Source organism: Streptomyces sp. NPDC107454 (assembly GCF_055582885.1).
On sequence record NZ_JBVJPA010000001.1, the window covers coordinates 313,247 to 325,739 of the forward strand.

At 69.5% G+C, this 12,493-nt stretch carries 9 protein-coding genes; 5 read left to right on the top strand and 4 right to left on the bottom strand.

Features of this window, described 5'->3' with window-relative positions:
* The first annotated feature begins 581 nt into the window (after window positions 1-581).
* The 3 genes from ACZ69M_RS01365 (at window position 582) to ACZ69M_RS01375 (ending at window position 5,312) form a co-directional block, all read left to right on the top strand.
* Window positions 582-2,282 (top strand): CHAD domain-containing protein, encoded by a 1,701-nt coding sequence (locus tag ACZ69M_RS01365; RefSeq protein WP_470045896.1) that lies wholly within the window; start codon window positions 582-584, stop codon window positions 2,280-2,282.
* Between the two features lie 94 nt (window positions 2,283-2,376).
* Complete coding sequence (locus ACZ69M_RS01370) at window positions 2,377-4,347, top strand: TIGR03960 family B12-binding radical SAM protein (protein ID WP_470045897.1); 1,971 nt, start codon at window positions 2,377-2,379, stop codon at window positions 4,345-4,347.
* Window positions 4,348-4,778: 431 nt separating this feature from the next.
* Complete coding sequence (locus ACZ69M_RS01375; protein ID WP_470045898.1) at window positions 4,779-5,312, top strand: carbonic anhydrase; 534 nt, start codon at window positions 4,779-4,781, stop codon at window positions 5,310-5,312.
* Between the two features lie 242 nt (window positions 5,313-5,554).
* Here ACZ69M_RS01375 and ACZ69M_RS01380 read toward each other — a convergent pair whose 3' ends face one another.
* On the bottom strand, window positions 5,555-5,917 hold the full coding sequence (locus ACZ69M_RS01380) for a hypothetical protein (protein WP_470045899.1): 363 nt from the start codon (window positions 5,915-5,917) through the stop codon (window positions 5,555-5,557).
* A gap of 287 nt (window positions 5,918-6,204) precedes the next feature.
* On the opposite strand from ACZ69M_RS01380, the gene ACZ69M_RS01385 reads away from it, so the two are divergent.
* Window positions 6,205-7,446, top strand: coding sequence for an aromatic acid exporter family protein (locus ACZ69M_RS01385; RefSeq protein WP_470045900.1), 1,242 nt, complete (start codon window positions 6,205-6,207; stop codon window positions 7,444-7,446).
* 33 nt (window positions 7,447-7,479) lie between these two features.
* Here the strand turns inward: ACZ69M_RS01385 and ACZ69M_RS01390 are convergent, their stop codons facing one another.
* From ACZ69M_RS01390 to ACZ69M_RS01400, 3 genes are all read right to left on the bottom strand, one after another.
* Entirely contained in the window at window positions 7,480-8,265 is a 786-nt protein-coding gene (locus tag ACZ69M_RS01390; protein WP_470045901.1) for a crotonase/enoyl-CoA hydratase family protein, read from the bottom strand.
* A gap of 81 nt (window positions 8,266-8,346) precedes the next feature.
* Window positions 8,347-9,573 carry a CaiB/BaiF CoA transferase family protein gene (locus ACZ69M_RS01395; RefSeq protein WP_470045902.1) on the bottom strand — a complete coding sequence of 409 codons (1,227 nt, stop codon included), beginning with the start codon at window positions 9,571-9,573 and terminating at the stop codon, window positions 8,347-8,349.
* Window positions 9,574-9,619: 46 nt separating this feature from the next.
* Window positions 9,620-10,897: an acyl-CoA dehydrogenase family protein gene (locus ACZ69M_RS01400; RefSeq protein ID WP_470045903.1), complete on the bottom strand. Its 1,278-nt coding sequence runs from the start codon at window positions 10,895-10,897 to the stop codon at window positions 9,620-9,622.
* 208 nt (window positions 10,898-11,105) lie between these two features.
* On the opposite strand from ACZ69M_RS01400, the gene ACZ69M_RS01405 reads away from it, so the two are divergent.
* Window positions 11,106-12,374, top strand: coding sequence for a PucR family transcriptional regulator (locus ACZ69M_RS01405; protein ID WP_470045904.1), 1,269 nt, complete (start codon window positions 11,106-11,108; stop codon window positions 12,372-12,374).
* Window positions 12,375-12,493 lie beyond the last annotated feature (119 nt).

The following is a 12,493-nucleotide window of genomic DNA, read 5'->3' on the forward strand; positions in this document are numbered from 1 at the left end:
GAGCCTCACCCACCCCGCTCGTCCCACCCGCCGGGCCGGCATCCACAGGCCGGGGCCGGGGCCTGGGGCGCGGCCCCGGCGGGTGTCGGGGCCGCAGTCCCGCCGGGGTCCAAGGGCGGGGCTTTGTGGGGGTGCAGGGGGCGGCAGCCCCCGGCGGGGTGCAGGGGCGGAGCCCCGCGGGGATTGGGGGGCGGTGTAGCCCACGGTTGGGGCGGAGGCACGGAGCCACGCGGGGTGCCGGGGGGCGGCAGCCCCCGGGTGGGTTCGGGGGCGGAGCCCCGTGGGGGGTTCGGGGGCGTGTAGCCCACGGTTGGGGCGGAGGGGCGGAGCCACGCGGGGTGCAGGGGGCGGCAGCCCCCGGTGGGTTCGGGGGCGGAGCCCCGTGGGGGGCGTGCCTCTGGTGGGGTGCGGGGGCGGCAGCCCCGCGGGGGTTCGGGGGCGTAGCCCGCGGTGGGGTTGAAGGGGCGGAGCCCCTGGGGATGGGACGGGTAGGGGCGGCGGGGGCGAGATCCGGTCGTTCCCGGAGGTCCCGGAAGGGGCTGGTACTGCCATCCCGGCCCGACAGCCACTAGATTCAGTTCATGGCGGACACCAAGCGCGAAATCGAGCGAAAGTACGAGGGTCCCCCGGCCGGCGGCGACGCGCCACTCCCGGACCTGACCGACGTCCCAGGAGTCTCGGGCGTCATCGACAAGGGCGTGGCCGAACTGGACGCCACCTACTACGACACGGCCGACCAGCGGCTCGCCACCGCCTCCCTCACCCTCCGCCGCCGCACCGGCGGCGACGACGCGGGCTGGCACCTCAAACTCCCCGTTTCCGAGGGCGTCCGCGACGAAATCCGCGCCCCGCTCTCCGACACCGTCCCCGAAGACCTGACCGCCCTCGTCCGCTCCCGCATCCGCGAGGCCGAACTCGTCCCCGTCGTACGTCTCCTGTCGGCCCGCGACATCCGCCACCTCGTCGACGCCTCCGGCACCCTCCTGGCCGAGGTCAGTATCGACCGTGTCCGCGCGGAGCGCCTCAGCGGCGGCGCGGGCAGCGCGGAATGGACCGAGATCGAGGTGGAACTCGCCGACGACGGCGATCCGGCCTTCCTCGACAAGGTCGAGAAGAAGCTCCGCAAGGCGGGCATCAAACGCTCCGCCTCCGCGTCCAAACTGGCCAAGGCACTGGACGACACGGCCCCCCGCAAGCCGGAGAAGCCGGAGAAGGCAGGCAAGCCGGAGAAGGCAGGCAAGCCGGAGACGGCAGGCAAGCCGGAGAAGGCAGGCAAGCCGGAGACGGCAAGCAAGGCGGAGACGGCAGGCAAGCCCGGGAAGGCAGGCAAGGCGGCGGCGCCCGACAAGGCCACTGACGCGTCGAAAGCGACGACGACGGCCGCGAAGCCCGAACCCCCCGATTCGCCCCCGCACACCGCCGGCGACCACATCCTCACCTACGTCCGGGCCCAGCGCGACGCGATCGTCGAGCTGGACCCCGCCGTCCGCCGCGACGTGCCCGACTCCGTGCACCGTATGCGCGTCGCCACCCGCCGCCTCCGCAGCACCTTCCGCTCGTTCGGCAAGGTCCTCGACCGCACCGTCACCGACCCGGTCGGCGTCGAGCTGAAGTGGCTCGCCGCCGAGCTGGGCGTCGACCGCGACCAGGAGGTCCTCACCGAGCACCTGACGGCGGCGCTCGACGACCTCCCGTCCGACCTGGTCACGGGCCCTGTCCAGGCCCGTCTGAGCACCTGGTCGGGGGCCCGCCGCTCCGGCTCCCGGCAGCGCCTGATCGCCGTACTGGACGGCAAGCGCTACCTGGACCTGCTGACGACACTGGACACCCTGGTGGCCGGCCCGCCCCTGCGGGAGGCGGCCTCGAAGAAGCCCGAGAAGGTGATCGCCAAGGCCGTACGGAAGGATTTCAAGAAGGTCGCCGACCTCGTGGGCGAGGCACTGGAACTGCCGCCCGGCTCCGAGCGCGACCTCGCGATGCACGACGCGCGCAAGAAGGCCAAGCGCACGCGCTACGCGGCCGAGGCGGCCACCCCCGCCCTCGGCATGCCCTCCGCCGACCTGGTCAAGTCGATGAAGTCCCTGCAGACGCTGCTGGGCGACCACCAGGACAGCGTGATGGTCCGCGGGGCCCTGCGGGAGGTGGCGTCCGAGGCGCACGAGGCGGGCGAGAACGGGTTCACGTACGGGGTGCTGTACGGCCGCGCGGAGCAGCGCGCGGCGGCGGTGGAGGCGGAGCTGCCGGGGGAGTGGGAGGCGATCGAGGACAAGGGCGCCGTCTGAGGCGGACGGGAGTCGGCTCCGGCCGCGTTAGGCTGGATGGTCACCCCTGTCAGTCACCCCTGTCAGTACCTCCCAGCTCACGAAGGTTCGCGAGATGCCTGCCGAAGCCGCTGTATCGGTGTTTCCACAGCTCGAAGCTCTGCTCCCGCATGTGCAGAAGCCGATCCAGTACGTCGGCGGAGAGCTCAACTCCACGGTCAAGGCCTGGGACGCCTGTGACGTCCGCTGGGCGCTGATGTACCCGGACGCGTACGAGGTCGGGCTGCCCAACCAGGGCGTCATGATCCTTTACGAGGTGCTGAACGAGCGCGAGGGCGTCCTCGCCGAGCGCACGTACAGCGTCTGGCCGGACCTGGAGGAGCTGATGCGCGAGCACCGGGTCCCCCAGTTCACGGTGGACAGTCACCGCCCGGTGAAGGCCTTCGACGTCTTCGGTCTGTCCTTCTCCACGGAGCTGGGCTACACGAACATGCTGACGGCCCTGGACCTGGCCGGGATCCCGCTGGAGTCCAAGAACCGCACCCTCGACGACCCGATCGTCCTGGCCGGCGGCCACGCGGCGTTCAACCCCGAGCCGATCGCCGACTTCATCGACGCGGCGATCATCGGTGACGGCGAGCAGGCCGTGCTCGACATGACGGAGATCATCCGGGCCTGGAAGGCGGAGGGCCGCCCGGGCGGCCGCGAGGAGGTCCTCTTCCGCCTGGCGAAGACGGGCAACGTCTACATCCCGGCGTTCTACGACGTCGAGTACCTCTCCGACGGCCGTATCGCCCGTGTCGTGCCCAACAAGTCGGGTGTGCCGTGGCGTGTGTCCAAGCACACGGTCATGGACCTCGACGAGTGGCCGTACCCCAAGCAGCCGCTGGTCCCCCTGGCCGAGACGGTCCACGAGCGGATGTCGGTGGAGATCTTCCGCGGTTGCACGCGCGGCTGCCGCTTCTGCCAGGCGGGCATGATCACCCGCCCGGTGCGCGAGCGCTCGATCACGGGCATCGGCGAGATGGTGGAGAAGGGCCTGAAGGCGACGGGCTTCGAGGAGGTCGGCCTCCTGTCCCTCTCCTCCGCCGACCACTCGGAGATCGGCGACATCGCCAAGGGCCTGGCCGACCGCTACGAGGAGGACAAGATCGGTCTGTCCCTCCCCTCGACCCGTGTGGACGCCTTCAACGTCGACCTGGCGAACGAGCTGACGAGGAACGGCCGTCGCTCCGGTCTGACCTTCGCGCCGGAGGGCGGCTCCGAGCGCATGCGCAAGGTCATCAACAAGATGGTCTCGGAGGAGGACCTCATCCGGACTGTCTCCACGGCGTACGGCAACGGCTGGCGCCAGGTGAAGCTGTACTTCATGTGCGGCCTGCCGACGGAGACGGACGAGGACGTCCTGCAGATCGCCGACATGGCGATGAACGTGATCGCCGAGGGCCGCAAGGTCTCCGGCCAGAACGACATCCGCTGCACGGTGTCGATCGGCGGCTTCGTTCCCAAGCCGCACACCCCGTTCCAGTGGGCGCCCCAGCTCTCCGCCGAGGAGACGGACGCGCGCCTGGAGAAGCTCCGCGACAAGATCCGCGGTGACAAGAAGTACGGCCGCTCCATCGGCTTCCGCTACCACGACGGCAAGCCCGGCATCGTCGAGGGCCTGCTCTCCCGCGGTGACCGCCGCATCGGCGCCGTCATCCGCGCGGTCTACGAGGACGGCGGCCGCTTCGACGGCTGGCGCGAGCACTTCTCGTACGACCGCTGGATGGCCTGCGCCGAGAAGACCCTCCCCGCCTTCGGCGTGGACGTCGACTGGTACACCACCCGCGAGAAGACCTACGAGGAGGTCCTCCCCTGGGACCACCTCGACTCCGGCCTCGACAAGGACTGGCTCTGGGAGGACTGGCAGGACGCCCTCGACGAGACGGAGGTCGAGGACTGCCGCTGGACCCCGTGCTTCGACTGCGGTGTCTGCCCGCAGATGGATACGTCCATCCAAATCGGCCCGACCGGCAAGAAGTTGCTGCCTCTGACGGTCAAGAACGCGGGTCCGACGCCCGCGGCGAGTGGTCACACCCACTGACGTGAGTGAGGCACCCGATCGGGTGATCGAGGCGCAGGCGGCGTCTCCTCGGACGCCGCTGCCGGGCCCCGGGGAAGCCACGGGGGCCGCCTCCGAGGTGGAGCGGGTCTGAGGCTCGTTCCTGCTTCTGGGTGACTGCATGGAACCGTGCCCCCTCCCTGACCGGGAGGGGGCTCACTGATGTGCACGAGCCTCCGGCGGGGGCGCTCAGGCTCCGAAATGGAGGAGGCGCCGTTCGCGAGTGCCGGCCGGAGAGTGGCGTGCGCGGGGAGGAAGAGTTGGGTCACGCAAGGCGTTGACCTGCGTGATCACGATGTGCCGCAACGCCGAGTGGCATGGGAGGCGGCGGCGGGCCAAGATGGGCGGCAACTGGAGGTCGCCGTCGGCGTCACCGGGGGTCAGGCTCTGAGCACCAAGGGGTTGCCGTCACAGTGATCGACACGGACGAGCTGGCCAAGCGGAACGCCGGGTTCGCCGACGGCGGATCATTCGCCAACCTCAGGCTCATGCCCAGTGGCAGTCTGACGGTCATCGGATGCGTCGACCCTCGTGTCGAGCCGTCCGACGTGCTGGGGCTCAAACTCGGCGAGGCAGCGGTGATCCGCAACGTCGGAGGGCGGGTCACGCCCGCGACACTCCGGACGCTGGAGATGCTCTCGAAGGTCGTCCAGGCCCGCACGGGCGGCCCTCGCCCGCCGGGCGATGTCCACTATGCGGTCCTGCACCACACCGACTGCGGGATCACGGACCTGGCCGCGTTCCCCGAGCTGCTGGCCGATTACTTCGAAGTTCCGGCCGGGGAGCTGGACGCCAAGGCGGTCACCGACCCGGTCGCAGCCGTCCGCGTCGACGTCGGAATCCTCAAGCGGAAGCTTCCGGCCGGAGTCCTCGTCTCAGGGCTCGTCTACGACGTGGCCACCGGGCTCATCGACATCGTCATCCCGCCCGCGCGAGTGGACGCATGACACCGCGCGGCGCCTGCGGCCGGTCCGGCCGGCGCGACCGCCGTGGGCCTGCGGCTTGTACCGGGATCCGCTTCCCTGGGCGGCCGCATCGGCGGGGAGGCGCTATCGAGCGTCGGCAGCCAGCCCCCGTAGCGCAGCCCTCGGACGCCCCTACCGGAGCCTGGAGGCTTCCGGTGGCCCGGGCTGGTCGCGGGGTGCGCGCCCGTCCGGTCGGGAAGCGCGAAGGCTGACGCGTCAGTCGATCAGAGCGTACCGACGGCCGGGTGGGTGGCCGCCAAATCAATCAGCTGATCCTTGATCCAGGGGTCGAACGCTGCCCGCTGGCCCGCGACCCAGGAGTCGACAGGGTGAGCGTGATGACTGATTTCGTGCGCGCCGTGGTTCCTGCCGTCGAGACGGTAGCTGTGTCGGACGTCGCCACGGCCGGACCGTGGGTCGTGGGCGGTGACGGTTTTCGTGTCCTCAGGCATAGCTGCCGGGGCGGATACGTGCCCGTGCACCTGCGGGGTGGCCGCCGCGGCGGAGCCACCGGCGGCGAGCAAAGCGGCTCCCAAGAGCGTGGCGGAAACGCCCGCGGTCGCTAGGTGACGCATGACCTTCTTCATGACTTTTCCTCCTTGCGCGGGCCGCCGGTCTGCGATTGCAGACGATGAATCCCGCCGGGCTTTCGACACCACCGAAGCTACGCACTGATTTCTAGTTGAACAATAAACTACTTGCGTGAAGTGAATCACTCGGATGTGCAGGAGCAGGTGGGAGCGGCGGCGGTCTGCGACCTGCGTGCCGGTCGCCGTGCGTGAGGCTCCCGCCGTGCCGCCGGCCGGAAGTGGGCCAGGTCGCCGTGGCGGACTTCACGCGGCCCGGCCGGGTCGAAGGTGCCATCATCCAATTTATGCAAGTTTCAACTACACGCTCGGGGCTCACTCCGGCGACCGCGGCGGCGCCGATACGGCGGCCGGGCGGCCGGCTGCGCGCCGAGCGGACCGGGCACGTGGTGCACGGCGCCAAGGCTGTGGTCGCGGCCCTGCTCGCCTGGGGCATCGCGGCCCCCTGGTCCTCCGGGGGCCGCCCCTACCTTGCGGTCGCCACCGCTCTTCTCATGGTCAACGCCTCCACGGTGTACCGATCCGTGACGAAGGCGGCACGAAGCGTTGGCGCGAAGATGGCCGGGCTGGTCCTCGCCCTCGCGACCGTCCGGCTGCTGGGGCCGACCGCGGCCGCCGTGGCCGTCATCGCGCTCGTCGCGGTCCTGGCAGGCCCTCGCCGGAGCACGGACGACCGTCTCCAGATCGCGTCGACCGCGGTCATCTCGCTGACCGCCACCGCAACCGGTCCCATGAGCGGCCTTGTGTCCCCCGTGCTGCAGACACTGACCGGCGCCGTCGTGGGCATCGCCGTCAACGCCCTCGTCCTGCCGCCGCTGTACCTGAACGAATCCGACTCCGCGGTCCGCGACCTTGCTCATGCCATGGGAACACTGCTTCGCGACATGGGCGCCGGCCTCGCACAGCAGCAACTCACCTCCAAGGCCCACGCCTGGCTGCACCGGGCACGCAGCCTGGAGCAGCGCCTGACACACGCGGAGGAACAGGTGCGCAACGCCGACGAGAGCCTGCGTTGGAACACACGGTGCGTGGTGTCCGGGCGGCGCAAGGAGGTGACCCACAGTGAGGCATTCAAAGCCTTGCGCGGGGTCTCGCTCCAGGTCCGCGGAATCGCCCGGCCCCTGGCCGACAACGCACATGACCGCCACGCCGACCACCACCTGGGGCATCAGTTCCTCGACCGGTACGCCGAAACCCTGCAACTGGCCGGAGAAGCCCTCCAGGAAAGCGCGGCGGCGCACGCGGCGACCAGCTCTCCTGGCGCGGCCCCCCGCGAGCGACTGCGTGAAGCGATCGACCGAGCGCTGGCCTGGCACGAAACCATGACCGCCCTGATCGGCCACGGCACCCTCACCAAGCCCGGCGCATGGCACGTCTACGGCTCACTCATGACCGACATGGAAAGACTCCTGGCCGACCTGGACCGCAAAAGCACGCTGGCTCATGCGGTTGCCGGGCCTGCCCGAGCCTCGGCATTTCTTGACGGCTCGTCAGTCCGACTGGCGGGCCGTGTCGGCTCGTCGGGCTGATGGCGGGGCGGAGCGAACCCCGCGCCGCTGCTGTCAGCGGCCCTGCCAGTGGGGTTGGCGCTTTTCGGTGAATGCGTGTGCGCCCTCCTGCGCGTCCTGCGATGTCAGGACCGGCGCGACGATCTGGTCCTGTTGCCGGAAGGCGTCCTGGTCGTCGAATGCTGTCCGCTCATCGACCGCGCGCTTGACGGCCATGATGGACAGCGGGGCGTTCCGCGCGATGCGGTCGGCCAGTTCCAAGGCGCGGGTCAGTGCTTCACCGGGCTCGGTGAGGTGATTGACCAGGCCGAACTGCTCGGCTCGTGCGGCCGGCAGGGGGTCACCGGTAAGGAGGATTTCCAGGGCGATGTTCCGCGGAATCCGTTCGGGAAGGCGCACGATCCCGCCTTCCGGAGGGACGAGTCCGAAGGTGACCTCGGTGAGGCCGAAGGTGGCTTCGCGGGAGGCCACGATGAGATCGCAGGCGAGTGCCATCTCGGTGCCGCCGCCCAGTGCATAGCCTTCGACGGCGGCGACGAGCGGGGTACGCAGCGGGAAGCGGGTGAGCCCGGCGAAGCCCCGGCCGGGAATGACGGGGCTGTCCCCGGCCGCGAACGCCTTGAGGTCCATGCCCGCGCTGAAGGTCCCTCCCGCGCCCGTGAGCACGCCGACCGAGATGTCGTCACGGGCGTCGAGCTGGTCGAAGGCATCGGCCAGTGCACGAGCGGTGGCTCCGTCGACGGCGTTGCGGACCGCCGGGCGGTTGATGGTGATCACGAGGATGCCCTCGCGTTCCTCTGTTCGCACCGTGGCGGCGTCGGTGGTGGGGGTGTCCGGCATGACGGTGATTCCTTGTCTTGCGAGGTTCTGTGCGCAGGGTCTTGCGAGGTTCTGTGCAGGCGGGGGCTGACCCGCTGCCCCTCACCGCGCGGCCGGGATGGCCTCCGTGGCGCGCAGTTCCTCGATTCCGGCGGCGTCGAAGCCGAGTTCGCCGAGGATGGCCTCGGTGTGTTCGCCGAGGTCGGGAGCGGGCCGCGCGCGGACCTTCTGTTCCTGGTCCAGCCGCACGGGACTGTCGATGGTGAGGGGAGAGGAGGTGCCGTCGGTGTCGATCGGCACGAGAACCCCGTTGGCCGTGAGCTGGGGGTCGTGGGCGCTCTCCTCCAGTGTCTGGACCACGCCGTAGGTGAGGCCGGCTGCGTCCAGCGTCTCGCGCCATTCGGCCAGCGACCTCGTGGCGAAGGACTTGTCCAGCAGCGCGACGATGTCGGCGGAGTAGACATGCCGGCTCGCGGAGTCCTTGAAACGCGGGTCCTCCGTGGCCTCGGGATGGCCGATGGCCCTGAGAAAGAGGGGCACCTGCTTGTCCTCGTTGACGAAGGCGAGCAGCAGCCAGCGGTCATCGGCGGTGCGGTACACGTTCGTCAGTGCGTTGGGCGGGTGGAACCGGTCCACCGCGTGGGGATTCTTCGCGCCGACCAGGATGGCCTGCAGCCATACACCCGCCGCCCACGCGCCCTCGGCGGCCAGTGACGCGGAGACCCGCGCCCCCTGGCCCGTCTTCTCGCGACGGTAGAGCGCGGTCATGATCCCGGCGAACAGTGTGATCGCCGTCGAGTGGTCGCCCGCGCCGGAGACGTTGATCGCGGGTGGCGCGCCGTGCTGGCGCGTGAGGTCCATCAGGCCGCTGCGCGCCCAGTACGCGGTGGCGTCGAACCCGGGCAGGTGGGCGTCCGGCCCTGTCTCGCCGAAGCCGGTGATGTCCGCGTAGATCAGCCGGCTGTTGAACGGAGCCAGGTCCTCGTAGTCCAGACCGAGCTTGGCCCGCGTCAACGGCGGGAAGTTCGTCACCAGCACGTCCGCCCACCGCACCAGCCGTTCGAGGACCGGGCGGGCTCCAGGGGACTTGAGGTTCAGCTCGATGCTGCGCTTGTTGCGGTTGTCCAGCTGCCACGCGTAATTGGTGCCGTCGACCCTGGGGTTCGGCGGGATGCGGCTGAAGGCCCGGTAGGTGTCGCCGACATGGGGTGGTTCCACCTTGACGACGTCGGCGCCGAAGTCACCGAGGACGGTGGCCGCGGCGGGTCCGGCGATGAAACTGGCGAGGTCGACGACGTGCAGTCCCTGGAGCAGTGGTGTGTCTTCCATGGCTGGTCCTTCTTCGGCTCGATCCGCGGACGCGTGCCGCGTGAGGTCACTGGCCGGGAGCCATGGGCACGAAGGCGTTGTAGCCGGTGATGTCCCGGCCGACGATCATCGCCTGGACGGTGTCGGTGCCCTCGTAGGTGTCGATGGCCTCGATGTCGCACAGGTGACGGGCGACGTGGTAGTCGAGGACGATGCCGTTGCCGCCGAGCATGTCGCGGGCGTCGGCGAGGATGGCACGGGCGCGTTCGGTGTAGTGCATCTTGGCCAGGGCGACCCGGGGCATCGAGTACTTGCCCTCGTCCATGAGCTGGCTGAGCCGGTACTGCATGCACAGCATGTCGGTGATGTCCGCCAGCAAGCGCGCCAGGCGGTACTGGATGAGCTGGTAGGCCGCCAGCGGTATCCCGAACTGCTTGCGCTGCATCGCGTAGGCCAGAGCGGTCTCATAGCCGGCGATGGCGGCTCCGATCGACTCCCAGGCCACGCAGAAGCGGGAGGCCAGCAGCACCTTCTCGGTGTCACGGAAGGTGCTGACGTTCGCCAGGCGGTTCTCGGCCGGTACGCGGACGTCGGTGAGGGAGATCTGCGCGTTCTGCACACAGCGCAGTGCCGTCTTGCCCGTGATGACCTGGGCGTCGAAGCCCGGTGTGCCCTTCTCGACGACGTATCCGCCGACGTGGCCGTCCTCACCGCGGGCCCAGATGATCACGTAGTCGGCGAAGGTCGCGTTGCCGATCCACCGCTTGTGGCCATTGAGCACATACGAATCGCCGTCCCGGCGCGCGGTGGTCTCCAGCTTCACCACATCCGTGCCGTGAGCGGGTTCGGTCAGTCCGAAGGCGCCGATCTTCTCCAGGCGCGCCATCGGCGGCAGGAAACGTTCACGTTGCTCGTCCGATCCCAGCAGCCCGATCGACGTCATGGCCAGGGCCGAGTGCACACCCATGAACGTGGAGATGCTCAGGTCACCGCGCGCCAGTTCCAGGATCACCACGCCGGCCGTCACGTTGCTCATCCCCGGGCAGTCCTGGCCCTGCATCTGGAAGCCGGCGATACGCAGCTGCGCCAGCTTGGGGACGAGCGCATGGGGAAACTCCGCCCGTTCCCAGTACGGGTTGATGATCGGGCTGACCTCCTGGTCCATGAAGTCCCGGACCCTCTGGCGTAGAGCCTGCTGCTCATCGTCCAGCAGGTCGTTCAGCAGGTAGTAGTCCGTGTGCTCGGGTCCGCCCAGGACAGGCGGCTGCACGACCGGTTTCCCATTCCCGGAGCCGACGGTCACGAGATCGATTCCCGTCGGCGCGGCGCTCTGCATCGCATTCATCTGCCGACGCTCCTCTCCGGTTCTCCCGGTATTCCACGGCCCCCGCTGTCTCACGCTAAGAGAAATCGGCCGGCGAGCCATCGGACGCTGGAGACGACGTTTCCGACGGATATGGTGCCGACGACCCAGAGAACTCACGGTAGCGATTCGGCTGCGTATGGCTGCGGCGCGAGTCGAGCCGCGGCGGCCGTCGCGGTACGGTGACTGCATGGCCATGGGTGACACCGAAGCCATGAAGCTGCTGGCAGCCGTGGCGTCGGAGGTGGGGTCGCACGCCTCGGAGGTCAGCCGAGACGTGTGGGAGTACCTGGTTCTCGACATCCCGCAGCTCAGAGGGGATGAAGCCATCCTCGGCCTGCTGCAGGCGAGCGTCTCGGAAAACGTCATCACCCTGCTCCACGTTCTCGAGCACGACGTGCCCCCGGAGAATGTCGAAGTGCCCGCGGCGGCATTGGAATACGCACGCAGGCTGGCTCAGCGAAATATCCCCATCAGCGCACTCGTCAGGGCGTACCGGATAGGCCACTTCCATTTCCTGGAATGGTTTCTCGACGAACTCCACCGTCAGTGCGCCGATGAGAACATCTCCGCGCGGACCACGCGCCGCACGCTGGCCGTGAGTTTTGCCTACATCGACCGGGTCAGCGAGCTGGTCATCGAGGTGTACCAGTACGGACGTGATCGCTGGCTGCTGGGACAGACCGCGGCCCGCACGCGACGGGTGCGGGAGATCCTCGACGAGGAACGCGTGGACTCCGAGTGGGAGGAATCGGTCCTCGGCTACCGGCTGCGGCAGCACCACGTCGGACTCGTGCTGTGGCTGCCCGAGCGCTCCCACGGCGGGGCGGCTCTGTCCCGCCTCGACCGGCTCACCGTCAGCATCGCCACAGAACTGGACTGCTGTGCCAGACCGCTGTTCGTGGCCCGGGACGAGGCGCTGGCCTGGGCCTGGCTGCCGTTCGACGCGCGCGGTGACGTCGCCTGGTCCCTGCTGTCGGACACCGTCGAGGGCACCGATCCCACGGCCCTGACGTGCGTGGGTGACCTGGAGTCCGGCATCGAGGGGTTCAGGCGCACCCACCGGCAGGCATTGCGTGCCCAGGAGCTGTCGATGGCGGCGGGTCCGGGCGTCCGCGTCACTCTGTACGCCGAGGTCGCGCCGATTGCCCTGATGTGCAAGGACATCGACGACACACGGGCCTGGGTGCGGAGCGTCCTCGGGAAACTGGCGACCGACGACGAGCACTCCGCCCGGCTGCGGGAAACGCTGCAGATCTTTCTTGTCACCGGCTGCAGTTACACCGCGACAGCGGGCCGCCAGATTCTGCACAAGAACACCGTGCAGTACCGGATCCGCAAAGCCGAGGAAGCCATGGGGCGGTCGGTCCACGACCGTCCTACAGAGCTGGGACTGGCGCTGATGGCCTGCCAGCACCTCGGCTCCTCGTTCCTGAGGCTTCACCCCGATCCGAACTGACTCGGCTCGCCGAGGCCGAGTCACGGCAGCCGTGCCTCCCGGCTGCGCTGCCGCACCCACTCCCGCAGTGGATCGCCGGGCGGCAGCCACCTCGTGGGCCGCTGACGAGGTGGCTGCCG